Annotated in this window: 26 protein-coding genes and 2 pseudogenes; 18 read left to right on the top strand and 10 right to left on the bottom strand. The window is 54.3% G+C overall.

Annotated elements, in window-relative coordinates; all coding sequences use genetic code 11:
* The first annotated feature begins 135 nt into the window (after positions 1 to 135).
* Both HWE04_RS10270 and HWE04_RS10265 read left to right on the top strand, forming a co-directional pair.
* On the top strand, positions 136 to 543 hold the full coding sequence (locus tag HWE04_RS10270; RefSeq protein WP_241812327.1) for a bacteriohemerythrin: 408 nt from the start codon (positions 136 to 138) through the stop codon (positions 541 to 543).
* A gap of 6 nt (positions 544 to 549) precedes the next feature.
* Positions 550 to 1,242 carry a phasin family protein gene (locus HWE04_RS10265; RefSeq protein WP_241812326.1) on the top strand — a complete coding sequence of 231 codons (693 nt, stop codon included), beginning with the start codon at positions 550 to 552 and terminating at the stop codon, positions 1,240 to 1,242.
* 34 nt (positions 1,243 to 1,276) lie between these two features.
* Here the strand turns inward: HWE04_RS10265 and HWE04_RS10260 are convergent.
* The 3 genes and pseudogenes from HWE04_RS10260 to HWE04_RS10250 form a co-directional block, all read right to left on the bottom strand.
* Positions 1,277 to 1,801, bottom strand: a pseudogene (locus tag HWE04_RS10260) (L,D-transpeptidase); the annotation flags it as partial.
* A 75-nt stretch (positions 1,802 to 1,876) separates the two neighbouring features.
* Positions 1,877 to 2,227 carry a Tn3 family transposase post-transcriptional regulator TnpC gene (gene tnpC / locus HWE04_RS10255; RefSeq protein WP_241812325.1) on the bottom strand — a complete coding sequence of 117 codons (351 nt, stop codon included), beginning with the start codon at positions 2,225 to 2,227 and terminating at the stop codon, positions 1,877 to 1,879.
* The gene (locus HWE04_RS10250) at positions 2,224 to 5,238 is read right to left on the bottom strand and encodes a Tn3 family transposase (RefSeq protein WP_241812324.1); all 3,015 of its coding nucleotides are present in this window, start codon (positions 5,236 to 5,238) and stop codon (positions 2,224 to 2,226) included. The genes tnpC and HWE04_RS10250 overlap by 4 nt, the downstream gene beginning before the upstream one ends.
* Positions 5,239 to 5,496: 258 nt before the next feature.
* On the opposite strand from HWE04_RS10250, the gene HWE04_RS10245 reads away from it, so the two are divergent.
* The 3 genes from HWE04_RS10245 to HWE04_RS10235 all read left to right on the top strand — a co-directional run bounded on the left by HWE04_RS10245 (position 5,497) and on the right by HWE04_RS10235 (position 6,935).
* The gene (locus HWE04_RS10245; protein WP_241812323.1) at positions 5,497 to 5,715 is read left to right on the top strand and encodes a hypothetical protein; all 219 of its coding nucleotides are present in this window, start codon (positions 5,497 to 5,499) and stop codon (positions 5,713 to 5,715) included.
* A gap of 132 nt (positions 5,716 to 5,847) precedes the next feature.
* Positions 5,848 to 6,432, top strand: a complete 585-nt coding sequence (locus HWE04_RS10240) for an exonuclease domain-containing protein (RefSeq protein WP_241812322.1) — start codon at positions 5,848 to 5,850, stop codon at positions 6,430 to 6,432.
* Positions 6,433 to 6,443: 11 nt separating this feature from the next.
* Entirely contained in the window at positions 6,444 to 6,935 is a 492-nt protein-coding gene (locus HWE04_RS10235) for a 3'-5' exoribonuclease (RefSeq protein ID WP_241812321.1), read from the top strand.
* Between the two features lie 27 nt (positions 6,936 to 6,962).
* Here the strand turns inward: HWE04_RS10235 and HWE04_RS10230 are convergent, their stop codons facing one another.
* Positions 6,963 to 7,151: an ATP-binding protein gene (locus HWE04_RS10230; protein ID WP_229297038.1), complete on the bottom strand. Its 189-nt coding sequence runs from the start codon at positions 7,149 to 7,151 to the stop codon at positions 6,963 to 6,965.
* A 22-nt stretch (positions 7,152 to 7,173) separates the two neighbouring features.
* A complete protein-coding gene (locus tag HWE04_RS10225; RefSeq protein WP_241812320.1) occupies positions 7,174 to 7,536 on the bottom strand; it encodes a hypothetical protein in 363 nt (120 codons plus the stop codon).
* Positions 7,537 to 7,861: 325 nt separating this feature from the next.
* Between HWE04_RS10225 and HWE04_RS10220 the strand changes: the two genes are divergently transcribed.
* Entirely contained in the window at positions 7,862 to 8,191 is a 330-nt protein-coding gene (locus HWE04_RS10220) for a CzcE family metal-binding protein (protein WP_154134778.1), read from the top strand.
* A 1,270-nt stretch (positions 8,192 to 9,461) separates the two neighbouring features.
* Here the strand turns inward: HWE04_RS10220 and HWE04_RS10215 are convergent.
* A pseudogene (locus HWE04_RS10215) lies at positions 9,462 to 9,671 on the bottom strand (efflux RND transporter permease subunit); the annotation flags it as partial.
* Between the two features lie 234 nt (positions 9,672 to 9,905).
* On the opposite strand from HWE04_RS10215, the gene HWE04_RS10210 reads away from it, so the two are divergent.
* Positions 9,906 to 10,238, top strand: coding sequence for a DUF4148 domain-containing protein (locus HWE04_RS10210; RefSeq protein ID WP_154134780.1), 333 nt, complete (start codon positions 9,906 to 9,908; stop codon positions 10,236 to 10,238).
* A 120-nt stretch (positions 10,239 to 10,358) separates the two neighbouring features.
* On the opposite strand, the gene HWE04_RS10205 is transcribed toward HWE04_RS10210, so the two are convergent.
* Positions 10,359 to 11,747 carry a heavy metal sensor histidine kinase gene (locus HWE04_RS10205; protein ID WP_154134781.1) on the bottom strand — a complete coding sequence of 463 codons (1,389 nt, stop codon included), beginning with the start codon at positions 11,745 to 11,747 and terminating at the stop codon, positions 10,359 to 10,361.
* Entirely contained in the window at positions 11,744 to 12,439 is a 696-nt protein-coding gene (locus tag HWE04_RS10200; protein ID WP_241812319.1) for a heavy metal response regulator transcription factor, read from the bottom strand. Before HWE04_RS10200 ends, HWE04_RS10205 begins: the two co-directional genes overlap by 4 nt.
* 152 nt (positions 12,440 to 12,591) lie before the next feature.
* Between HWE04_RS10200 and HWE04_RS10195 the strand changes: the two genes are divergently transcribed.
* The 7 genes from HWE04_RS10195 (at position 12,592) to HWE04_RS10165 (ending at position 20,673) form a co-directional block, all read left to right on the top strand.
* On the top strand, positions 12,592 to 14,469 hold the full coding sequence (locus HWE04_RS10195; RefSeq protein ID WP_241812318.1) for a copper resistance system multicopper oxidase: 1,878 nt from the start codon (positions 12,592 to 12,594) through the stop codon (positions 14,467 to 14,469).
* A 30-nt stretch (positions 14,470 to 14,499) separates the two neighbouring features.
* Positions 14,500 to 15,507 carry a copper resistance protein B gene (locus tag HWE04_RS10190; RefSeq protein ID WP_241812317.1) on the top strand — a complete coding sequence of 336 codons (1,008 nt, stop codon included), beginning with the start codon at positions 14,500 to 14,502 and terminating at the stop codon, positions 15,505 to 15,507.
* A gap of 37 nt (positions 15,508 to 15,544) precedes the next feature.
* A complete protein-coding gene (copC, locus tag HWE04_RS10185) occupies positions 15,545 to 15,931 on the top strand; it encodes a copper homeostasis periplasmic binding protein CopC (protein ID WP_241812316.1) in 387 nt (128 codons plus the stop codon).
* A 7-nt stretch (positions 15,932 to 15,938) separates the two neighbouring features.
* Positions 15,939 to 16,862 carry a copper homeostasis membrane protein CopD gene (gene copD / locus HWE04_RS10180; protein WP_241812315.1) on the top strand — a complete coding sequence of 308 codons (924 nt, stop codon included), beginning with the start codon at positions 15,939 to 15,941 and terminating at the stop codon, positions 16,860 to 16,862.
* Positions 16,863 to 16,949: 87 nt separating this feature from the next.
* Positions 16,950 to 17,366: a DUF411 domain-containing protein gene (locus HWE04_RS10175; RefSeq protein ID WP_241812314.1), complete on the top strand. Its 417-nt coding sequence runs from the start codon at positions 16,950 to 16,952 to the stop codon at positions 17,364 to 17,366.
* Positions 17,367 to 17,500: 134 nt separating this feature from the next.
* A complete protein-coding gene (locus HWE04_RS10170) occupies positions 17,501 to 19,879 on the top strand; it encodes a heavy metal translocating P-type ATPase (RefSeq protein WP_241812313.1) in 2,379 nt (792 codons plus the stop codon).
* Between the two features lie 176 nt (positions 19,880 to 20,055).
* Positions 20,056 to 20,673 carry a DUF305 domain-containing protein gene (locus tag HWE04_RS10165; RefSeq protein ID WP_241812312.1) on the top strand — a complete coding sequence of 206 codons (618 nt, stop codon included), beginning with the start codon at positions 20,056 to 20,058 and terminating at the stop codon, positions 20,671 to 20,673.
* Between the two features lie 64 nt (positions 20,674 to 20,737).
* Here HWE04_RS10165 and HWE04_RS24540 read toward each other — a convergent pair whose 3' ends face one another.
* Positions 20,738 to 21,022, bottom strand: a complete 285-nt coding sequence (locus HWE04_RS24540; protein WP_329802493.1) for a hypothetical protein — start codon at positions 21,020 to 21,022, stop codon at positions 20,738 to 20,740.
* Between HWE04_RS24540 and HWE04_RS24535 the strand changes: the two genes are divergently transcribed.
* Positions 20,987 to 21,097: a four-helix bundle copper-binding protein gene (locus HWE04_RS24535; protein ID WP_329802492.1), complete on the top strand. Its 111-nt coding sequence runs from the start codon at positions 20,987 to 20,989 to the stop codon at positions 21,095 to 21,097. The genes HWE04_RS24540 and HWE04_RS24535 overlap by 36 nt on opposite strands.
* 46 nt (positions 21,098 to 21,143) lie before the next feature.
* Here HWE04_RS24535 and HWE04_RS10155 read toward each other — a convergent pair whose 3' ends face one another.
* A complete protein-coding gene (locus HWE04_RS10155) occupies positions 21,144 to 22,175 on the bottom strand; it encodes a DNA-binding protein (protein WP_039783419.1) in 1,032 nt (343 codons plus the stop codon).
* A 186-nt stretch (positions 22,176 to 22,361) separates the two neighbouring features.
* On the opposite strand from HWE04_RS10155, the gene HWE04_RS10150 reads away from it, so the two are divergent.
* From HWE04_RS10150 to HWE04_RS10140, 3 genes are all read left to right on the top strand, one after another.
* Positions 22,362 to 23,324: a site-specific integrase gene (locus HWE04_RS10150; protein WP_008328784.1), complete on the top strand. Its 963-nt coding sequence runs from the start codon at positions 22,362 to 22,364 to the stop codon at positions 23,322 to 23,324.
* 387 nt (positions 23,325 to 23,711) lie between these two features.
* The gene (locus tag HWE04_RS10145; RefSeq protein ID WP_008328785.1) at positions 23,712 to 24,047 is read left to right on the top strand and encodes an ArsR/SmtB family transcription factor; all 336 of its coding nucleotides are present in this window, start codon (positions 23,712 to 23,714) and stop codon (positions 24,045 to 24,047) included.
* Between the two features lie 42 nt (positions 24,048 to 24,089).
* On the top strand, positions 24,090 to 24,599 hold the full coding sequence (locus HWE04_RS10140; protein ID WP_008328786.1) for an arsenate reductase ArsC: 510 nt from the start codon (positions 24,090 to 24,092) through the stop codon (positions 24,597 to 24,599).
* The last annotated feature ends 46 nt before the right edge of the window (positions 24,600 to 24,645 follow it).

Genomic DNA, 24,645 nt, shown 5'->3' with positions numbered 1-24,645 from the left:
CAGTTTTACGCCTGGTGCGGTCCGTAAAATCTTCATATAACTTCCAGACATTGTGAACGTTGCGGGTGTGCAGACACTCGTCGGCCGCCCCTGCGATCGGGACTCGGCATTGATTGCGACCCCAGGAGAAACTCCATGCGCACATCCACCCGGGAACTCATCTTCTTCGAAATCGAAGAGATGGCGAGAGAACATCGGCAGATTCTGGAAGGCTTCGCCCAGTTGGCAGCAGTGCCGGAGGCAGAATTTGCAGCGTCCTACGGACGGCTGCTGGACCAGATCGAAGCCGACTTCAGGGCCGAGGAAAGCATCATGGAAAAGATCTGCTATCCGGACCTGCGTAACCATCTGCGGGACCATGCCAGCCTGCTGGGAATCTTGCACAAGGCCCGGCCCTATATCGACGAGGGCGACATGTCCTTCGCCGACATGGTCAGAGGGACGATGCCGCTGATGCTGGTGCATCACATGACCGTGATGGACATGACACTGGCCGACGCGATTGCTGGCTTCGTCAAGAACGAAGTTGAACAAGGCCGGTGATGACGGATGCGCTGGCGATCATGTCGCGATGATCTGACGCAATTCTGTACTCATCAATCATCAATCATCAATCAGTACCAATTTCGGAAAGGAAATCCCATGGCTGCCCCCAATATGGATAAGTTTGCTGATCTCTGGCTGGCCTGTGCCAGCCATCAGATCGAGTCCGGTGTCGAACTCGGCGCCAGTGCGCTGGATTGCATGAGCAAGATCTATGATCTCGACACCAACTTCCTGCGCCGCGAGACAGGCAATGCGATTCTGCTGGCCAAGCAATGCGTGGAGGCAAGGACACCGGTGGAAGCCGCTTCGATGATGGCCGAGCGCTGGCGCGGTGAGATGCAGGAAAGCGCGGTCTTTGCCAAGCAGTTGGGTGAGTTGCTCGGCGATGTCACCGTCAAGCTGAATCACTCGATGCAACAGCGCATGATCGCTGTCAACAAAGAATGCGTCAGTTGCCTGCATGGCGCCGGCAATCACCGCTTGCCTGGCAATGCTGATATGGCGCATCTGTTCGACAAGAGCTTCCAGGAACTGCCGGGCATGTTCGGCAAGATGATGGAAAGCGGCAAGCAGATCACCGAGGCCTGGAGCGACGGCCTCAAGCACGTGGTACCGCAGATGCTTGCCGCAGCCAACGTGGCCAACGATCATGCCGCCAGGAAATCGGCGGGCAAGGTCGCCAAGGCCGAATCCTGATGCGGGGCGCTACCTGCGTGCTTGCCTGACGATCTCAGTGCGAAGGCAGCGCCCAGTCAGGCCGCTCAGGCGTTTCCGTGTCCACCACGATGACGTAGCGGCCTGCCCCTGTCACGTCACCGACCGGCATGCTCGGCACGATGCGCATACCGGCGTTCCTGGCGGCCTGGTACTCCGCATCCAGCACTCCGTGTTCGTCCAACAGTTGATTCAGGGACGCCGGAATGCGGATGCAGCCCTTGGACTGGCGGGTCCCCAGCAGGGGTTCGAGCAGGTCGGGATCAGTCGCGTGCATCTGCAGACGCATGGTGCCGACGCCGCCCTTGCCCCATCCACGGGTGGCGTTCTGCCACCCAAGGTCGAATACACGCATGCCGCGCACGCCATAGCCCCGAATGCCGTGCGAATTCCTCGTTCCCAACGCACGGTAGTCGGGATTGTCGACGGCGTGCCGATGAACGCCGGTCGGCGTCAGGAAGTGATCAAAACCGCCAGGGCGGCCAGTCGATACCGGTGTCGCGCCGATCAGCCGGCTTGGCTGCCCGTTATCCACCCAGTAGGGGGCCAGCCGAGATAAGGCCAATGTTCATACATAAGCCTAAAAGTAATGAAGGTCTGTGCCCTTATAACTCAATCAATCTTTTGGTGCGAGTGCCTCAAGGGGCTCTATTGAGCGCTGCCAACCACGCATAACCCCTACGACGCGTTGAATGCAGCTGATTGTGTCAAATACCATCTCTGGTAATGAGTCCTCCCCTGTCGGCACAGAGAGACCCGCGCCGTTTAAGACGGTGTGTGCCATCCCATGCAGGCGAAGTAATTCGTCGCGCAATCCGTCTTCTGAGCGCAGCAAATCTATGACCTGATCAAGTTCATCGACGATAGTTAATAAAGCCGAAGTGTCGAATTCCTGCTGAAGTTTTTTTAGAGCACTGTTATCTACCAATCCATAGGCCGTTTTTATGTTTTCGTGTTCTTTAGTCATGCGCCTCCCTCTGCGCCTTTTGGTGCTTCCGCTCTAGCTCTCTTGGCAGCCTGTTTGAATAGTGCCTCCTTAAGCCAAGCCTCCGGCGGACGTTTCATATCAAGGAAATAGTTTCCGAAGCGTTTGACGCCCGTGGTGCCATAGGGACTCATATATGTTGCATCTTCAACGGCAATTTGCTCACCTTCTGCATAAAGCTCCTGGATGATTCGCATCATATCCACCGTGTTCTGCAAAATGACAGCAGAAGCCACTAGGTCGATATATCTCACTCTCTTTTGCTGCTCGTTCAAGTCGTTTTCGGTGATGACGTCACCGCCAAAATCGAGCCATTTGGTGAAGGCATGGTAAGACTCGATTTTATTGGTCGTAGCGGTCACTTCTTGACGCATCTCCTTTTGCGAAATCCAGCGCAACAGGTAAATGGTGCGCAATACTCTGCCCAGCTCCCTTGCGGCGGCAAAAAGTCGATTGTGGCGGCCGTCATGACTCAATTTTCGAAGGAGCATCGGAGACGCCACCTTCCCTTGCTGGATCGAGATCGCTACTTGCATGAGATCTTGCCAGTGGTTCTGGATTACTTTCCAGTCCACGACATCACTAAACAGTCTGTCGATGTGCTTGTACTTAGTGGCCTTGTCAGCTTTATAGAATTTTAGATCCTTCCAGTTACGAATTCGAGGCATTAGCTGGATGCCATTCAGATAGGTGAATGCAAATACGACCTCAGATTGCCCGTGCGTGTCCGAATAGACCGTGTCTGGCTGGACGCTCAGACCCGCTTTCATCAGACCTTCAATGACATATATCGCTTCCAGCATTCCCGGCGGGATAAAGCTGCGGAAATTCGCAATGTAGTTGTCCGCCACATGACGATATGCCACCGCGCCCATCCGCTTGTATCGGAAGTGCATGCCGACAAGGAGATTTTGTTCGTAAAAATTGTGATGAGTGGCGTCAGCAGCCACCTTCGTTCCGTCTCCCCAAAGTTTCGGCAGTTCCAATCTGAGGTATAGCTCCGTAAGGTCGCGACAAGCGTTGTCTAGTTGTTCCAGGCTCATATGGCGCTGGTTGACATAGGAAAGCTGATGAGGCGTGACGCCATTGGACAGATGTCGAGCGGCCTGATGCGGCCCAAGGTTGCATCCCATTGCGAATACGGTCAGCAGGTAACGTTCGCGAGCATTGCGTAATTTGGGGTCGTCACCGGACTGCGGCCCGAAATTACGAGTGAACCCCGTCCAATGCTCAATGTTGGCGAGGATGTCGAGCAGATTGCGAGGCACGAGCCGGCTATCTATCGCAGCTTGCAGCGCAATGGCTGAGGCGGGAATCTCGCGGGCGGTGACGCGCCTCAAAGTCGGCTCCCCATTGGCGCCGATCGATACGTCGCCGGCGTGCTGAGGAAATTCGCTATCCACCTGCGCAGCCGTGTCCGCCAACATGCTTTTGAGGTTTTCGACGAACGCTTGAGGATTGGCAACAATACCAATCCGGTCGCAATAATCTGGGAGTAGTGCCTCGCACTCCTTCCAAGAGAGAAGCTGGCCACGGTAATCGGCAAATGAACCAGCACCTTCGATACACACGTCGCCACTACGCAGATCACTGGCCAGATGGGAGAAGACGCAAACTTCTAGGTAACGACGATTAGTCGGGTTTCCAAGGCCGTGAGAACGTCGGACAAGTTTATGCCATCGTTCTGAAGCAAACGATAGATCTACCTCATCGGCGATCCACTCTGCTTTCCGGTGTTCGTTTTCCATTACGATATCCAAAGCTTTGAGAAGAGCCTTGTCCTGCGTGGCCGGATGAAAAACCAGCACCTTCGCCATCTGGAACATGGCAGCTCGCCAAGATTTGAAAGGCTTCCAGAGCAATGGAAGATGATTTCCCCCACTCCAAACTCGGATTGCCTCACAATCGCCCTGCAGCCGTTCCAAGCTGCCATGTGGGGCCAAGAGGTCGCGGATACGTCTTCCTGTCGGAGCATCTTCCATACCTTCAGCGAGAATCTCCACAACCTGTTCTAAGGTTGCGACAAGCTCTTCACTGAGCTCCCGCTGCCGCGCCTGCAGAACCTGCAATTCTTCCCGCGCGCTTTTGTGAATAGCGCTGATGCGTCGAATGAACATCTCGGCAATGTCGTCCCGGGCACCGATCCGCATGTGATAAATAAGAGCCAGAATAAGCGTTTGTCTTTTCGCTGGGTTGTAATCTTTCATTTCTGCCGCATCGAGGACGGCTGCACGGTCGGAGAGATGCCGCAATTTGTTGGCCGGCACATCTTCCAACAGCGTTCCGGGATCGGGCAATGACTCTAGCCAATTTAGCTGGTCCAAGACTAAATCGAGATGCTTGCGAGAAGCCTTCTTAGCAGAGCGCTTAATCTGGTGATAAAGGGATCGGCGCTGTGGTAGTTCCGTATCTAGAAGGCTGTCAAGCCACTGCCTTTGGGCAGAGGACAAGCGTTGGGAGATCTTTTTGTAGAGCGCGGACTCCACTGCAGCGTGAGCTTTTTCGGCAATAGTGTCCAGGGTGCTAAATGCAGGGAGCTCGTAACCTGACCGTACCAATTCCTCGACCGTGATATTGATGATGTCTACACGAGTATCAACGATGGCGGCCGCACGTTGGGAGATCTCGACAGTAATCGGCCTGGTCTTCACATGCTCATATGGCGTTACCCCGAGTAGCGTGCGGATTGCCTTGTGATGGCGATAAGGAGATATGTTTGAGTCGGGGTATGAAATCGCATGAACGGGCTGCATACCAAGACTCGCAGAAATATGCTCCACGATTTCCGCGGGAATAGCATCAATGGCAGGAAAGTAGCGCAAAAACTGAAAGCATTTCAGATTCACCAGTAAGGCCAGGCGCCGCGGCGCGGAGCGGGCGAAACCGGCGGCCCATTCTATTTCTTCAGGCCGCGGCGTGAAGGTTGCATGAAGATCTTTAAGTGTCAGCGTACGTGGAAATCTAGGATACGCAGTCCGTTCGATACTGGCCATGGTAAGGGGATCCTTGGCAGGGTCGTTCAAAGGCGAAATCGTTGAAAAATCGGAGTGACATCAACAGGCTCCACGGACATTGCATCAGCCGAAGGTTCGTTGTCAATGGCAAGTTTTCACGCTCTCAGATATTCTTTGTAGGTTGACCAGACTCAAGTCACGACATGAATATATTGTGACCACGAGATGCTATAAACTGTGGAATGAAATGATCCAAAACGTGATCGTCTTTGATCAAAACTGCACAATCGAGCTTGCATGAAAAAACGTCAAACCTACTCGACCATCCTTGAACGCGGCGGCAAAGTCTCGTGGCCGAAGGCATTGACAGACTGGAAGATAGGCCAACGTGTTTTCCTGTCCATTAAGGACGGAGCTATTGCCGTGACTACCCGGCCGGCGCGCTCAATGGACGGGCGAATATTTTCCGCCCGCGTCGGTCGCAAATTCAGCAGCAGGCATTTCTCAGCTAGCTGATAGCTACCAGCTAGCCTCCAAGTTGAGCCGGCTCAAGTTGCGAAAGCAACAGATCCTTTAGTCACTAAAGGCAGCAATTTCGCGTGCGAAATTGTCCTCCCGCCGGACCAACTCCATTATCAAGAGGATCACGTGGCAAGAATTCTCGTTGTCGACCTCGAAGCGACCTGTTCGGACGACGGCAGCATCCCGCCGGAAGAGATGGAAATTATTGAAATCGGTGCCTGCTGGGTCACCGAACGTGGTGTGGTGCTGGAACGGTTTCAGCATCTGGCGAAGCCGCTGGTGCGGCCGGCCCTTACGCCATTTTGCAAGAAGTTGATCGGCATCACCCAAGAGGAAATCGATCAAGCGCCCCTGTTTCCTGTCGCAGCGCAGGCGCTTCAGGCCTTCGTCAGGGAGGTAGTGTCCAGCGATACTGTCTGGATGAGCTGGGGAAACTACGATCACAAGCAACTGACCAGAGAGGCCCAGCGCCACGAGATTACGATGCCCTTGGCCATGCCCCATCAGAATGCCAAGCGGTTGTTTGCGAAGGTTCAGCGCATTGGCAAGGAGGTTGGCATGGCGCGGGCGTGTGCGCTGGCGGGCATTCCTCTGGAGGGGCAGCATCATCGTGGGCTGGACGATGCAGTCAGTATTGCCAAGCTGATGCCATGGGTATTGGGGCATGCCACACTTTCGGGCCAGAGCCATGTCCCTGAAGTTCACAAATGAGGGAGCATACGATGTCGTTCAACGTCTTCATCGACACTGAGTTCACTGACTTTCTCGACCCGCAGTTGATCAGCATCGGCCTGGTCGCACAAAGCGGCGAGGAGTTTTACGCCGAGCTGCCTTACGAGGTGCGTGAGTGCAGCGAATTTGTCAAGGCCGCGGTCCTTCCACTCTTGGGATACGCACCGCATGCGGAAATGACCAAGGACGACCTTTACCTGCAGATGACCAATTGGCTTAAGTTGGTAAGGCCGAAGGATCAAGAGGTCTTCATTTGCTACGACTACCAGACGGACTGGGATCTCTTCTACGATGTCTTGGATGGACGGGGGCCGCCGTGGTGCAAACGTCGACTGGTCGCCGATCGCATCAATGAGCTATTGCGGTACGAGTTCCACAAGCAGCATAATCTGCCCGAGCACCACGCCCTCAATGATGCCAAGGCGAATTGCTACGCTTTTCGTGAATTGCCACCGGCCTCTGTTGGCGAGACCATTGCATAGATCGTCTGGACATCTCCATAGACGCTGCTAGATCACCATATGGGGGAATCGCAGAGTGAAGCGCGTTTTCTTCTGCGCCGAGCGTATGGTGACATCCCCTTGGTGAGCCCGCATGATGGCCAGCGTAATGGATAAGCCAGCCGAATCCGTGTCAACCTTGGTGCGGGACTTGTCTGCTCGATAGAACCGGTCAAACAAGTGAGGCAGATGCTCCATCGGAATCTCGGGGCCGTCATTCTTAACGGCTGCTAGAGCCTTCAGACCTGTCGATCGACACGACGATACTGCCGGCCGCTGGCATGTAGCGCATGGCATTGGAGATCAGATTGCTCGATGCGCGGCGGACCATAAGGCGATCTCCACTGATGGTGGCATCGCCCGCCAGATGCACCCCTTTTTCCTCTGCCAGGGCATCATAGAAGTCGAAAAACTCGGTAATTTCCTCCTGGAGCTGGAGCGGCTCATAGCTAGGCAGGATGATGCCTTTTTCGGTCTGCGCCAAGAACAGCATGTCGGAAATGGTTCTGGCCAGACACTGCAATTCCTCGGCATTCGAGGAAAGCGTGTCCCGATAGGCCTCATTGGTGCGCTGCTGGCTCAAGACCACATCCGTTTGCGCCAGCAAGTTGAAGGTCGGCCGAGATTCTAGAAATTTTGCAGGCATTAACTTAAATCTTCGATTTTTATGCCAATTTTGTGGCGACAATTTGTTCCGCCCCCTGTTTTAGGGCTGGAGAATATGGTGCTGAAATTTATTATCAGCTCCATTTTTAAGGTGCATTCCGTCTTAAATTAAGAGCACCGCCACATTTCAATAGTTCTAATTACATTGCATAGATGTAACTATCTAGTAGCAAATCAGTCATGCCTACCTCCCTAAAATGGGTTTATCGCTAAGGCGATTATTCAACTAAAAGGAGGTATTTATGAAATTCAACTTGTTTGTTGGCACAGTCTGCTCTGCGCTTTTCATGTCCCTTGCCGCTGCTAATTCAATGGCACAAGTGTCAGATCCCTATGGAACGGTTGCGAGTCAGGCGTTGCCAGACCGCATAGTTCAAGTCGATGGTGGAACAAAGTTCATCAATGTTCACCAGGGGGAAGTAATCAAGTTCGTTTTCCAAGATCAAAGCTTTACTTGGAAATTCGATACATTCAATCGGATGTCGTTCGAATTTGGTGTAATTGCACCGAAGAACTTCGCCAATTCCAAGGCAGTGATATACCTTGATCCCAATCCGCTGTATACAGGTTGAATCAGATGGAATATAGCTGCTGGTAAGTGCTGCTAATTTCGAACATAGCTTCGGTCTCACTTATTGAGGGCGAAGCTTTTTTTCTAGATTGTCCGTATTTAGCGAGCATTAAGTCCCGTCTTATGCAGATTCCTTACCGCGTAACAGTTGGCTCTCGCGTCATTTAAGGCATGGTGTGTTGATTCGCTCGCGGATTTGACCGTCTCCCTTTGCCCCATCTTCCATCGCCTACCAAAGGCTGCCACACGGCCGTACGCCCCCTCATATCCCAGTTCTTTCAGATCCAGGAACATCTGTTTCGGGTTCTTCGTTGCTTGCGAGATTTAGCGGATTCAGCGCTCAGCCAAGCGGAGAACCTGGGAGCAAACTCATCAAGAGAGCCAGGCGAATGCCTTGCTGGGTATCCTGATTCGATCGCGTCTGACCGAATATAACTGTGAACCGTATTGCGGGAGATGTCCAGGCGGCGGGCGATTTCACAGATTGAGATCTGCTCTCTGATGTACCAACGTCGAGTAATTCCAAGTAGGGCCACGTTTGTCACTCCGTTCTCCCGCTCACTGTCATGAGCAGGATTGTGGTCTAAACATGGGCAAACTTAAGATGCAAAATTCCTAAGTGGATCACATTTCAATGCTATTCAACAACGCTTAATCACATTTTAGTCAGAAGAGACGACGAGACCAAGCGGCCGAAGTAGCTTCTTCATACCATCCGTACTCATCATTTCAATCTTAGGTGTCACTGTTGCGAACAACTCAAGCAGTTGATATTGCACGTAAACATTATCCGTTGCTATGACGTCCATAGTTACATCTGGTACTTTGGCAGTCACCACTCGGATCGAATGACTTCCCGCCTCAACTTTCAGCCGCGCAAACGTCATAGGCCCTAATTTAGCCTCCAGTTTCCCATCAACAAACACGTCCGATGCTTCACTTCGTTGTTGTGCGTAAGGGCGTACCACATAAATGTAGGAAGCCCCCGATTCAGCCCGTTGTAAGGATTTTGCCTGCGCCTCATGTTCGGCATCCTGTACCGGAACAGCGACACAGTGGCCTGCCTGTTGGAGAATAGTGCAGTGAACAAGCCCTTGGTGTTCGGTAGCGCAGCCGACCACGAAGAGGCAAACGGCGATCATGGATGTTTTCCCTAGCGACTCAGTTATTGTCGTCATTTCGAAATCCCCTCCTTTTGAGTGAACGTATGTGTATGGTGTCGATAAATTCAGGTGATCTTGGACACACTCAGTTACGCCTTGACGAACGTGCATTAAGCGATACGCTACGGGCATGACAAACATCGAAAGCAATGGAGCGGTAATCATACCGCCGACCATTGGCGTTGCAATCCGGCTCATGGCCTCGGAGCAGGCGCCGCTTCCCCACAGAATTGGAACCAGGCCCGCCAGGATGACGGCCACGGTCATCGCCTTTGCACGGCCCCTGAGCACGGCACCTTCGCGGATTGCATCCTCCAGTACCGGGACTGAGATAGCGCCTATGCATACAAACTTCCATCGCAAAAACTGATTTCACTGTGAACCCAGCGTTGCAAAAAAATCCGGAATTTGCATTACTGACTTGTAATCGACCGGCAATCTGTCTGTGCGACGCCGTTTTCTATAATTCATTTTAACGATTGGCCACCAAATGCCAATTAAAGCAGCTCCAGTATCGATGGAGCTTTCTGAAATGATTTATGGAGAATTGATATGACCCAAGCCACCACCCGTGTGTTCGCCTTCTCACTGCTGGCATTTGTAGCGAGTGCCGCGTTTGCTCAAAGCGGCACCCCTGAAGTCAATCAGCGCGATGCTGCTAACGTCGTAGCACGTAATAACTATCCGATCGTCCAGTTCGTCAGCACGAAGACCCGTGCTGATGTGCTCGCTGAGCTCCAGCAAGCCCAACGCGAGGGCTTGATCACGAATGGCAATGACTATCCGATCGTTCGTCAAGCATCCTCCCAAAAGACTCGTGCCGAAGTGCAGCATGAGGTGTCGACAGCTGGCAGTGTTGCATCCTCCCTGTATCAGGGCGCCTGACTTCATCCAGCGCCGGGATGTGTCGGTGCCTAACAATCTCCCCTGACTTGGCCACTGCCGCTCTGAACGGCAGTGGCATTTTTTTGCTATGGCGTATGTTGAATTTAGTCGCTAAAGCCTTTAGGCAGATCGGGGCGCAATTCTGGGGAAGTGCAAGGTAAAGCGCGTATTGCCCTGCGCTGACACCACGGATACATCCCCTTGGTGTGCTCGCATGATTGCCTTGGTAATGGATAGGCCTAGTCCAGCAGAATCGGAATCCATCTTGGTGCGAGATTTGTCGGCTCGGTAGAAGCGGTCAAACAAATGCGGCAGATGTTCGACCGGTATATCGGGCCCATTATTTTCGACTTGTACCAATGTGCCGTCCTCTGAACGCAGGAGCGCCACGACAATCGCGCCCCCCGGCGGCGTGTAGCGCATTGCATTGGATATCAGATTACTTAGGGCCCTACGTACCATCAACCGATCGCCTTTGATCAATGCCTCCCCAACAAGATTCATTCGAACATCTTTTTCCTCGGCCAATGCATCGTAAAAATCGAACAGTTCTGTAATTTCGTCATGCATATTAAGAGGTTCATAGCTGGGCAAGCTGATTCCGTTCTCAGTCTGCGCTAGAAAAAGCATGTCAGAGATCGTACGAGCCAGTCTCTGCAATTCTTCTGCATTTGATGACAGCGTATCCCGGTAGGCATCATTGCTGCGATGCTGGGTCAACACAACGTCCGTCTGGGTCAGCAAATTTGTAATGGGGGTGCGAAGTTCGTGGGCAATATCGGTCGAAAAATTGGTGATGCGATTGAAGTCGAGCTGAAGCCGTTCCAACATGGCGTTAAGCTTGCCAGCTAAATCTGCAATTTCAACTGGTAAAGTCTCGACCTGCATGCGCTCACCAAAATTATGCGAAGAGATCACCTGTACTTTGTCTGACATTGCGCGTAGCGGAGAAAGTCCGCGGCGGGCAGCCCACCAGCTCAACAGAACGACGATCAAGGCGGAACCGGCAATGTATATAACAAGCGTCGTCTGAAAATTGCGCATGAAATGGTCGTGCATCTCGGTATCGACAGCGACAATCACCTGTAAATTCCCTCCGCTCAGATCATCCCTCAATGGTGCTTTGATCGCCTGAAACTCCTGGTGACCGTTTATCGCCACCGCGAAGGAACGGCTGGAGGTAGCCTTTCGCGCTGCCGCGATGACCTGCTCGGCAGACTCGCCGAGCGTTGAATACAACGCTTTCCCGTCAGAAGAGCTAATATGAACGTAGAAGCCAGGATGGTTATGTAAGGCTTCGCCGAAAGTCGAGTTAATGGCGTTTGCGCCCCTCTCATCGACAACCATGCGGATAAGCTGCAGTTCCTTTTCCAGTAGCAGCTCGTCCTGATCCGTGAAGTGTTTGGCTACGGTGGAGATGATCAAGAGTCCCAGGCCCACCAGAACTGCCGTTGACGCAAGGGCAAATAATGCCGTCAGCCGAACCGTGAGGGAGCGTTGACGGATCATGTGGAACTTTCCACATGATCGGGCGCATCTAGGATATAGCCCACGCCCCGGACAGTCAAAATCAGCTTCTGCTCAAAGCCATCATCTACTTTCGCCCTCAGCCGTCGGATAGCCACATCGATTACGTTCGTGTCGCTATTGAAGTTGATATCCCATATCTGGGAGGCAATCAAGGAGCGCGGCAATACCTCGCCGCGGCGTCTGGCCAGGAATTCCAGCAGGGCAAATTCCTTGTTCGTCAATACCAGCTTACGGCCGCCGCGGCTTGCGGTGCGACGCGGCAGGTCCAGGACCAGATCAGCGACCGCTAGGCGGTCTTGAAGAACAGCGCTACTGCCTCTGCGCAGCAACGTACGCACCCTGGCTAGTAATTCGGAGAAGGCAAATGGCTTGACCAAATAATCGTCGGCCCCTATCTCCAGCCCTTTGACACGGTCGGACACGCTATCGCGAGCTGTAAGAAACAGTACGGGTACCGTTTTTTGGGATTCGCGCAATGATTGAACAATTCGCCAGCCATCCACGTCTGGCAGCATCACATCAAGAATAACCAAGTCATATGGCTCTGTCATGGCGAGGTGGAACCCGTCCAGACCATTTTTTGCCAGGTCAACAACGAAGCCAGCCTCGTTGAGACCGCGCTGGATGTACTCGCCGGTTTTCGGCTCATCCTCGACAACAAGAAGTTTCATGATGAAAACATGTAGGGAGATAGCTACATGGTACGTCCTGCGAACAAGAATGACGAGTTCATTACAGGAATGTAATGATCGGGTAATCCAACTGATCGCCAGGCGTACTTATCATCAGCGGCATACATCGTCACTTCGGAGAGTTTCATCCTATGTCGAATTCATCATCCCTGCAGAGCTCACGCCGCCGCTTCGTAAAGGGCCTTGCCGCCGGCGGCGTGCTACTGGGGTTGTCCTCGCGAGCACTCCAAGCCGTTGCCCAGACTGTTGAGAAGCCAGCCAGCCCTTCGGCTGCCCCTGTGCTGACAGGTAACGTTTTCGATCTGGTGGTCGCCGAGTCGGTGGTCAATTTCACCGGTAAGCAAACCGTCGCTACAACCATCAACGGGTCGCTTCCTGCGCCGACACTTCGTTGGAAGGAAGGTGAAATGGTCACTATTAACGTGACCAATAAGCTCCGCGAGCACACATCTATCCATTGGCACGGCATCATCTTGCCTTTTCAGATGGACGGAGTACCCGGTATTAGCTTTGCGGGCATTGCTCCTGGCGAGACCTTTACCTACAAATTCAAGGTCAAGCAAAGTGGCACCTATTGGTACCACTCCCACTCTGGTATGCAAGAACAAACCGGGATGTACGGAGCAATCGTCATCGATCCCATTGAAAACAGTAAAAAACTGGCCGATCGAGAACATGTGGTGCTGTTCTCAGACTGGATGGACGACAACCCCATGTCGGTCTTGTCCAAACTCAAAAAGCAGGGGGATTTCTATAACCTGAACCGACTAACCGCTGCGGACTTCATTCGCGATGCTCGCAAGGATGGTGTCAAAGCAGCAATGGATAATCGTGCGATGTGGAACGAGATGCGCATGAATCCGACTGATCTGGGCGATCTTTCTGCAGCCGCACTGACGTTTCTGGCAAACGGCGTGACGCCAGCGGGAAATTGGACCGCGCTGTTCAAACCAGGTGAGAAAGTGCGCCTGCGCTGTATCAACGGCTCTGGCAATACTTTTTATGATGTGCGCGTTCCTGGACTGAAACTAAAAGTTATTCAGATCGACGGCGTTGATATCGAGCCGGTGAGCGTTGACGAGTTTCGCTTTGGGCCTGGCGAAACTTGCGATGTGGTGGTGGAACCCAAAGAAGACGCTTATACGGTATTTGCTCAGTCCATGGAGCGTACCGGCTACGCCATGGGTACTTTAACCGTTCGAGCAGGTTTGAGCGCCCCCGTGCCGGCAGTCGACAGGCCCGAGTGGCTGAGCATGGCCGACATGATGGGTGATATGTCTTCCATGGGTGGAATGGATCACGGATCTATGGGGCAGATGAATCACGGTGCGATGGGCAATATGTCATCCATGAGTATGGACTCAATGTCCAGCATGGATTCCATGGATAGTAATGTCCCGATGCAGAACATGGGCGCACAACCCATGCAAGGCATGGATCATAGCCAACATCAGATGGCTGCTGCCAGTCCATTGAAGGTTCCGAGCAAAAAAGCGCGGCATGCGAGCACTGAATATGGGCCTAGTACTGATGCGCGTGTCGATTCTGCTCGGACCAACCTGGACGATCCCGGCGTCGGTCTGCGCAATAACGGCCGCCGAGTGCTGACTCTGGCCGACATGCACACCATCGGCGGACCATTGGATAACCGGGGCCCGGAGCGTGAAGTTGAACTTCATCTGACCGGAAATATGGAGCGCTATGCCTGGTCACTCGACGGCCTGGAATTCGGTAAGTCGACTCCCATTCATTTCCGTTATGGAGAGCGCCTACGGGTCATCTTACACAACGACACAATGATGACCCATCCCATGCACTTGCATGGGATGTGGAGCGAACTGGAAATGCCTAACGGCGATTTTCTCGCAAGACGTCACACCATCCCTGTGCAGCCTGCTCAACGCATCAGCTTCCTCGTCACTGCAGACGCCTTAGGCCGTTGGGCTTGGCACTGCCACCTCATGTACCACATGGATATGGGCATGTTCCGTGAAGTCGTCGTCAGCTAACCAGGATCTGCACCGAAAGGCATACCCAGAATGACTCTTACCCGTTACTCAACTCAGATTCTCGTGTTGGCGCTCGCATCGGCTAGCATGAACGCAGCTTTGGCCCAGACCCACGAAGGACATGCAGCGTCCGCGGGCGACTCAGCTTCCCAGCCAGCAATCACGACCATGGACAGTATGGACTCGATGAATGGTGGTTCGGCCATTCCCCCGGGATCAATGGACCACGGCGCCATGAATCACTCCGGCATGAATCATGGCGGTATGAACATGGGCGGGATGGATATGGGATCTAGCTCGACAGCTCCATCGGACGCCCGCGATCCGCATGGCTATTCCAATGGCTACACCCTCGATACGGGGCCCTACGCCCAGAAAGACACGGGCGCGTTAGTGATGTCGGACATGCACTCCTTTGGCTCCTTCCTGGTAGACCGGCTGGAACGCGTCCATACCCGAGATGGCAATTCGATCGCTTACGACACGCAAGGCTGGATCGGCAATACCTACGACAAGTTCTACATCAAGGCCGAAGGAGATATTGAGAAAGGCCGGGTGGGCGATTCCCGGACCGAATTGCTATGGAGCCACGCCATCACGCCTTATTGGGATAGCCAACTCGGTTTGCGCGTCGACGTAGGGAGCAATCGTCCAGGTCGTAACTGGCTAGCGTTCGGTGTTCAGGGCTTGGCACCTTACTGGTTTGAAGTTGAAGCCACCGGCTACGTTGGCGACCAAGGTCGCACCGCATTAAGACTGGCCGCTGAGTATGAAGTGCTGCTGACCCAGCGTTGGGTACTGCAGCCTCGTATCGAGGCAAATCTGTATGGCAAAGAAGATCCGGACCTGGGAATAGGTCGAGGACTGTCCAGTGCAGCCTATGGCATGCGTCTACGATATGAATTTTCCCGCCAGTTTGCCCCATATGTCGGGATTGAACGTAATCAAAACTTTGGCAAGACTGCCAGCTATGTTCGTGGTGCTGGCGGCAATGTTGGCGAAACCAAGCTTGTTGCAGGTGTACGTATTTTGTTCTAACCCCTCATTTTTTCTGATCATCCACAGGAGAGTTGTCATGTCTTATCAGTCCTTTATCGCCAAATCGGTTGTCACCATTGCTGCTGCAGCTTTTGCCACTGCGGCGTTCGCGCATCCCAAACTTCTGGGCTCCAACCCTGAAGACAATTCAACTGTAAGTGCCCCGGAAAAAATCGAATTGCGGTTCTCCGAGAACCTTTCCAAGCAGTTTTCCGGAGCTAATGTAATGATGACAAGCATGCCGGGCATGAGCCATGGCTCCCCCATGAAGGTGGCGGCAAAAGTTTCTGGCGCTGACGATCCGAAAATCATGATCATTACACCCAGTCAGCCACTGATGCCAGGTGTCTATAGCATTGAATGGCGAGCTGTGTCCTCGGATACCCATCCGATCACCGGCAAGGTCACTTTCACGGTGAAGTGAGCTAGCGATGGATTGGATGACCGTTGTGGTGCGCTTCGCGCTGTATGTGGACTTGATGCTTGTGTTCGGCTTGCCCTTGTTTCAATTGCACGCCATGCGCAAACCTGAACGTTCATCCGCATTAGCTGGGAAGTTCTCGAACCTAACCATTGGTGCCACCATTGCCGGCGTGATTTTGTCGGCTATAAGCATGATTTTGATGGTCAAGGCAATGAGCGGCGCGGCCGATTTCAGTTCGATCGAGCAGCATATGATCGAGATGATGCTTACAGATACGCCGTTCGGAATGGCTTGGTGCTTACGAATGGCCATGCTGGTAATAAGTGTCTTGGCGGGGATACTTCTTACGCGAATGCCCACCTTGAAATTTGTAATGATGAGTTTGGCGGGGGGGATCGCATTGGCAACTCTATCTTGGGGGGGCCACGGCGCAATGGATGAAGGGGTGCGCGGGCAGTTGCATCTCGTTGCAGACATTATTCACCTGTTAGCAGCTGGTGCATGGGTTGGTGCCCTCGCTGTGTTCATTCTTATGTTGATACTGCGTTACGGTAATGATGCCGCTGATATCTCGGTGCTGAGCCGCACTCTTAACGGCTTTGCGCTCATGGGCACGGCCATTGTGGGCTCATTATTGATAACGGGCGCGCTCAATTACTGGCTCATCGTAGGTCCGACCATAAACGGTCTATTCTCGACGACCTATGGACAGCTGCTGGTTGCCAAACTGGTGCTGTTCGGCATGATGCTGCTTCTGGCGGCAGCTAACCGCTACCGCTTGAGTCCTTTGCTCGAACGGGCGCATCTAGTTGGCGAGTACGGAGAAGCAATTGCAGCCTTGCGTAGAAGCCTATTTATTGAGACATGCTGTGCATTCCTGATTCTTGCTCTCGTTGCCTGGCTAGGAACTTTAGGGCCAATGGCAGAATGACTCCATGATGGAGGGCACGATCCTATGGCTGCGATGTTGATGGGATCTTGCTCTGCTCATAAGTCTGAATTATTTATATGAAATTAAATGAGAAATTTTCTCGTTGCACAAGTCCTCTGCCTGGTTTCTCTTTCGGCAAATGCATCTGCTGAGGTAATCACCATATATAAAGACCCAAATTGCGGCTGCTGTATTGCGTGGGCTGAACACATTAGTCAGGCTGGCTACGCGATGAAAGTGATCGACCGGGGAGATATTTCGGAGATCAAAAAGCAGCTCGGCGTACCGGAATCACTCCGGTCGTGTCATACCGGCGTAATTGGCGCTACTGGTCAAGTAATTGAGGGGCATGTTCCAGCGACCGTGATTCCGAGGCTCATTGCCTCTCGGCCGACCCAAGGCGTTGCGGTACCTGGTATGCCCGCCAACTCCCCAGGAATGGGGAGGATGGATGGAAAACTCGTGACCGTCGATTTCTCGGGCAGAGAGTTTTCTCGGAACTAATCGGTCACTTAGCGCTTGACCAAGCATAGGACTCAAAGCGAGCAGGACGTTGGCCAGATTGCATCACTATCCTGCGGTCTGATCGCCCGTAGCATCGGGTGAGACCGATCTCTAACCCGAGGAGCGCATGATCCATGGATGAACACCATCGCCATCGTACGGGGCCCAACACGAGCCCAGCGTTCAGCGCAATCGAAGAAAAAAGCCAGACTGATCCGGTTTGCCACATGAAGGTGGCTCCCGATCCCTACCGGAGGATTGAACACGGCGGGAGAGACTTTTACTTCTGCGGTGACAAGTGCATGGGGAAGTTTCGTACAAATCCAACCGCATATGTCGGAGATTCATCAAAACCCGAGGCAAGCACGGTATCGTCTGACGGAACTGTCTATACATGCCCCATGCACCCGCAAGTCAGGCAGCCATCGCCGGGAAATTGCCCCATCTGTGGGATGAGCCTGGAGCCGCTGCTACCATTGGACCAAGAAGAGGAGAACCCTGAGCTGCGGGACTTCCAAAGGCGATTCTGGCTGACGTTACCCTTGACGGTGCTTGTCACGGTGCTGGCCATGGCCGGCAGCCGCCTATTTCCACATGGCCTGACCGGTCAAAGCTGGATCGAGCTCGCGCTCGGTACACCCGTGGTCCTCTATGCCGGATGGCCGTTCTTGACACGGGGTGTCGACTCGATTGTCCGCCGCAGCCCCAATATGTGGACCCTGATCAGCACGGGCTTGGTAGCCGCCTATGGCTATAGTGTGGTCGCAACTGTCTTCCCCGAGCTATTCCCCAAGGCCTTCATCGAACACGGGCGGATCGGTGTCTACTTCGAAGCCGCGGCCGTCATCATCTCACTGACCCTGCTGGGGCAGATCCTGGAACTACGGGCGCGCTCGCAGACCTCTGCCGCCATCAAATCACTGCTCGGCTTGGCACCTAAAACAGCTAGACGGATCGCTGCAGATGGTACGGAAGAAGATATCCCCTTGAGTAACGTTCACATTGGAGACCTGCTACGGGTCCGACCAGGCGAAAAAGTCGCTACTGACGGGGTGGTCGTTGAGGGAGAGAGCGCCATTGACGAGTCGATGTTGACTGGCGAACCGGTCCCCGTTACCAAGCGACCAGGTGACAAGGTTATCGGGGCAACGATCAATGCCAGCGGAAGCCTGATCATCCGCTCCGAGAAGGTCGGATCGCAGACCATGCTTTCGCAGATCGTTCAGATGGTTGCCCAAGCCCAGCGCTCGCGCGCCCCCATGCAGCGGTTGGCCGACGTTGTTGCCGGCTACTTCGTCGGGATCGTGGTCGGCATTGCTGTGCTGACGCTGCTTAGCTGGGGATTCTTTGGGCCACAACCCAGCTGGGTCTATGGCTTTGTCAACGCGGTTGCGGTGCTGATTATCGCTTGCCCGTGCGCGCTTGGCCTGGCCACACCCATGTCCATCATGGCCGCCACTGGCCGGGCCGCAACCCAAGGCATTCTGTTCCGAGACGCAGCGGCCATCGAAAGCATGAAAAAGCTCGATACGCTCATCGTCGACAAGACTGGCACCCTGACGGAAGGAAAGCCAGCATTCGATCGGATAGTCGCCGCACCGGGCAGTCAAGAGACGGAAGTGTTGCAGCTGGCGGCAAGCCTCGACCAGGGAAGTGAGCATCCACTAGCGCACGCTATCGTGGCCGAGGCACGCCGGCGCCAGCTTTCCTTGATGACACCCAGCAGCTTTGAATCTTCCAGTGGAATAGGTGTTCGAGGCGTGGTCAACGGCGAGCGGATGGCGCTGGGCAATACCGTGCTGATGGAATCTGAAGGCGTCTCTTCGACACCGCTGCTGGCTGAAGCAGAAGCTTTGCGTGCCGAAGGTGCCAGCGTGATGTATCTAGCGAGAAATGGCGTGCTTTTGGGGCTGCTAGCAGTCTCTGATCCCGTGAAGGAAACTACACGGGAAGCGCTGGCCAGTCTAAAAGAAGCCGGGCTCACGGTGGTCATGGCCACCGGTGATGGCACAACCACGGCGAAAGCTGTTGCCGGGAAGCTCGGCATCTCTGAGGTCTACGGGGAGGTCAAGCCCCAAGACAAGCTCGCGCTCGTAGAACGTTTCCAGGCCGAAGGCAAGATCGTCGGGATGGCGGGCGATGGGATCAACGATGCTCCGGCGCTAGCCAAGGCAAATGTCGGAATTGCCATGGGGACCGGTACCGACGTGGCAATCAATAGCGCTCATGTCACCCTGGTGAAGGGCGATCTGCGCGCCATCGCGCGTGCAAGAGGATTGTCGGTAGAAACCGTGCGCAACATGCGACAGAACCTGAGCTTTGCTTTCCTCTACAACGCATTGGGCATTCCGTTGGCAGCCGGGTTGCTATTTCCCTTTACTGGACAACTTTTGTCTCCAATGGTGGCGGCGGTAGCGATGAGCCTGAGCTCGGTATCGGTGATCGGAAACGCGTTGCGCCTAAGGGGTACCGGCACTGAGAGCGACCATCGGGAGACCTCAAGCCGCATGTAGTCAGTCAGGTCATTTCATAGGGCCTGATTAGCATGGTTGAGCTAGAGCCGGATTTTTGTTTCTGGTAGTGAGGTTTTCAAAATCTCCCGGATACGGGGGCGAATTCTGTGAACATCGTGCCCTGGACTTACTCCTATGGTCAGTAGGTTTTCGATCACTCGACCCAAGGAGGCCATATGTCCATCTCATCAAAAGGCGTATTGGTAACAGTAGCATTCATCGCCTCAACGATGGCGTTTTCGCAAACGAAATTCTCCGGTGCTCATCCAGACGAGGCACCGGCAAAGAGCAATCTCGATGGTCACATGAAGAAAACGGCATCGATTGCGTCGTTCGACGAGCAGTTTCTCGACACCATGGCAAAACACCACGAAGAGGCCGTCAAGATGGCCGAGCTGGTCGATAGCCGCAGTGCGCACGACCAGCTAAAGCAAATGGCGAAGAAGACCATTGAAGACCAGGGGGCCGAAATTGCACAGCTACGCGAATGGAAGTCGCAATGGTTTCCCAACAAAGGCAGTGCTGTGAACATGAAGCTGCCCGGCATGATGCAGTCTATGAAGGGCATGTCGATGGAAAAGCTTCAGTCGAGTCAAGGCGATGACTTTGATGTCATGTTTCTCGACATGATGATCAGGCATCACCGCGGGGCGCTAGCGATGGCGCAGGACGCCATCAAGAAAGCTCGTCATCCAGAAATTGTTGCCTTCTCCAAGAAGGTCATCGCACAACAACAAGAAGAAATTTCCACGATGAGTCGCTGGAAAAAGGAATGGAAACCAGGAACCCCCTGAGGGGGAATCACCTGGTTATCTGCTTGCCTTGGCTCTGGCGTTCGCCCGAGCGCAATCCGGGCGGTCAACCTGCCCATTTACCAAGGAGATCGAAATGTCCCGTGAAGAATTTCGCGCCTGTATCGAGGCCTGTTACGCGTGTGCGGCAGCTTGCGACCAATGTGCCGCCGCCTGTTTGAAGGAAGAGGATGTCAAGATGATGGCCCGGTGCATTGCCACCGATACCGACTGTGCCGACATTTGTCGAACTGCGGCTGCTCTGATGGCGCGCAGCAGCGAGTTCGCCCAGCAGGTATGCAAACTCTGCGCACAGATTTGCAAGGCATGCGCTGAAGAGTGCGCCAAACATAAGGCAGAGCATTGCCAGGTGTGCGCACAAGCCTGTACGCGTTGTGCTGAAGCGTGCAGTCAAATGGCGGTCTGACGTCGCGTTCTAGGTCCGGTCACCCCACTGGATAAGGAGGTGTAAGCTATTTTTTGCGAGGCGACAGGCCGGCGTCTCGCCAATGAGCGCGCAATTCCGCGCTGAGGCTTTCATGCGCGTCCAGCTTTGCTTGCAGGGCTGCGCGTTCGATTTCAGCTGCCTTCAACAACTGAGCCGCTGTCGCATTTTCTTCCTCCGCACGTCCCAGACTGGCCTGCAACCGCTCGTTGGCAGCGCTCCTATCGGCGAGCTGCGATTCTAGAATCTGATTTCGGTTTGCGACGTCTTGCAATGTGTCAATTCTTTGCTGGAGCCGTGCCGCAACACTGCGCTGCTCATAGAGGGCTTGCTGTGCGTGCAACAGCTCTGCGACTAGCCGTACGCCTTCCTGGTTGACGCGGGTCACTTCCTCCTGTTTAACGATGGCCTCCTGCCTGAGCTGGCGCAACTCGGCCTGCAGGGTCTGGATCTGCTGCTCATGGCGTCGTAGATCTTGTTCTCTCTGTTCTTTGGTTGCGGTTCGGTAGTGCTCAAGCGCCTCCCGGGCATGCTGATGTTTTTCTTCCAAAGAACTTCGATGCTGCTCGTTCTCTGCAAGCCGGTCGTGAAGGGCCTGAACCTGCGCCTCAAGTGCGCGGCGGGCGGCAATCTGTTCGTGGAGCTGGGCGCGTGTCTGGTCATGAACTTGGGCCTCATGCGTCCGGGTGGCTTCAGCTTGGGCCAGTCGCGCCGTCAAGTCGGCCGCCGTTTTGCGCACCGTCTCTAGTTCGGTAAGGAGCCGACCTGTCGCGGAATCAGCCTCGGATCGAGCGGAGTTTACCTGGACGTCCGCCTCGGCCTGCAGCTGAGCTGCAAGGCGTTCCACGAGATCCTGGATGGCCTCGCTGATCGTGCGTGAAGGGGCAGCGGAGCTGCCGTCCTCTTCCTCCAGCTCCTTGAGATACTTATGAATCGTGGTCTTGGAGCCGGTATTGCCCAACTCGACGCGAACGGCGTCCACAGAGGGACGCCGCCCCATGGCCAGTAAGGTGTCACGTGCCTTCTTGACCTCGGATTTATATAAGCCGGTGCGCGCCATAGCGATCCCTGTTTTTGATAATGGATTACATAATACGTATTTACATACTAAATTAGAAGATCTTTCTGGGCTAACGGGGTGGAATTTACAGATTAAATATTGACTCGTTATGTATCCTGATGGGCTAAAATCGACGTCATCCGACTCCATCCACCTGTAATGCCGCCTTTTTAAGATTCAAGCGCCATGATCCAGATTGATGACTACTTGCGGGCCGCCACCCGGGACAACACCCGAAAAAGCTACCGCGCCGCAGTGAACCATTTCGAGGCTGAATGGGGCGGCTTCCTGCCGGCCACCGCCGATAGCATCGTGCGGTACCTGGCCGCCTATGCGGGCGTATTGGCGCACAACACCCTGAAACAACGCATCTCTGCACTGGGTCAATGGCACGTCGACCAAGGTTTTCCGGACCCGACCAAGGCACCTGTGGTGCGCAAGATGCTGCGCGGCATCCAGGAACTGCATCCCGCGCAAGAAAAGCGGGCCAAGCCGCTGCAGCTTGATGCGCTTGAGCAGACCTGCGCCTGGCTCGAACAGCAGCGCGAGCAGGCACGGCACCAGGGGCGCTTCGGCGATCTGCTCCGTCACACCCGCGATAAGGCGCTGCTGCTCATTGGATTTTGGCGCGGATTTCGCAGCGACGAGCTGGCCAGGCTGGAAATTGATCGCATCGAGGCCGTTGCCGGCGAAGGCATGACGATTTATTTGCCACGCACGAAGACCGACCGAAGCCTCAAAGGCACCACCTACAAAACGCCCGCGTTATCGAAGCTATGCCCGGTGGCAGCCTACCTAGACTGGTTGGCTATCAGCGGTCTGAAATCGGGCGGCGTTATCAGGGGCATTGACCGCTGGGGCACGATTAGCGAAGGTGCCGTCAACGCGGCCAGCATCATTCCGTTGTTTCGCCGGATCTTAAAGACCGCTGGGGTTACGGACGTCCACCTTTATAGTTCGCACTCATTGCGCCGAGGCTTTGCCAGTTGGGCCAGCGCTAATGGATGGGAGATGCGGGCGCTGATGGAGTACGTGGGATGGAAAAACGTCAGTTCGGCTTCGCGATATGTAGATTCGCCGGATCCATATCACCGAGAAATGTTGGAGCGTCTCATTCCCAAGACGCCTCCTCTGCTGGAGCAATCCTGAGTTGAGCATTGCCTTTCTAGCCGACGATGATTTTTTGTCAGGCCCATGGCGGGGGGATTCAGCGCAAGAAATTGAATAAGCTCCGGTACATGGACGCAGTAGAGATGGTGTTGGGCACTCCAGCTCTATCTGGATCGAGGAAATATAGCCTGGCGAAGCTATTCCCCCCCTTTGTAGTGAGCAGTGCCTTTAATTCCGCTTTTAAAGCATCTTGGGCATCTTGTTTTGCCGTGTCGGTCGACCCTCACGTTCTACTACCTGGGCAGAACGAAACGTCAGAAGTCCGTTATTGACCGATAGCGGTCCACTTCTACCAAAATCCAACACGCTCTTGTTTTAATCTAATAATTCAATAATAATTGAATCATTGGATTGATTGGAGCTGTGATGGAAACCAAGACCGTTATTGCCGCACTGGCTGCTTTGGCACAGGACTCTCGCCTGGCCATCTTCCGCTTTCTCGTTCAGGTCGGGCCAGAGGGCAGTGCTGCCAGCAAAATAGGGGAAGCCTTGGACATTGCTCCCTCATCCCTGTCTTTCCACATGAAAGAACTCTCGCATGCCGGTCTGGTGACTTCGCACCAGGAGGGGCGCTTCGTCATCTATGCCGCCAACTACACCGTCATGAACGATGTTCTGGGGTTCCTCACCGAGAACTGCTGCGGTGGCAACGTGTGCTCGCCGGTGACGGCATGCTGCGAGCCAACCGCTACTGCCGAATAATCAATGCCTGGAACCGCCAGGCCTTCACGCCAAGGAGTCACCATGTCCACTAGCCAACAGAAGACCTACAACGTTCTTTTCCTCTGCACCGGTAATTCGGCCCGCAGCATCATGGCCGAAGCACTGCTCAACACCATGGGCAAAGGCCGTTTCAATGCCTACAGCGCAGGCAGTCATCCGGCCGGCGCCGTCAATCCGCTGGCGTTAGAACAGATCCACGCGACTGGTTATCCGCTGAATGACCTGCGCAGCAAGAGCTGGGACGAGTTTGCGGCACCGGATGCCCCAAAGATGGACTTCATCATCACGGTTTGCGACAACGCCGCCGGCGAAGTATGTCCGATCTGGCCAGGACAACCGATCTCGGCCCACTGGGGATTCGAAGATCCAGCGGCTGCTACCGGCACCGACGAGCAAAAGCGCGCCGTATTCTCGAAGGTTGCCCGCCAGATCATGACCCGCGTGAACATCTTCGCCAGCCTGCCGTTCCACACGCTCGAAAAGACCTCGATCAAGCGTGAGATGGACGCTATCGGCGCCACCCCGGTTTAAACCTCACGGCGAGAGCCCGATGGCTCTCGGCTCCTGATTCATCTTC

It is taken from the genome of Herbaspirillum sp. C7C2, assembly GCF_022627865.1.
Classification (GTDB): Bacteria; Pseudomonadota; Gammaproteobacteria; order Burkholderiales; family Burkholderiaceae_D; genus Herbaspirillum; species Herbaspirillum frisingense.
Note: the sequence above shows the minus strand (reverse complement) of the source record. Positions and strands in the feature narration are given on the sequence as shown.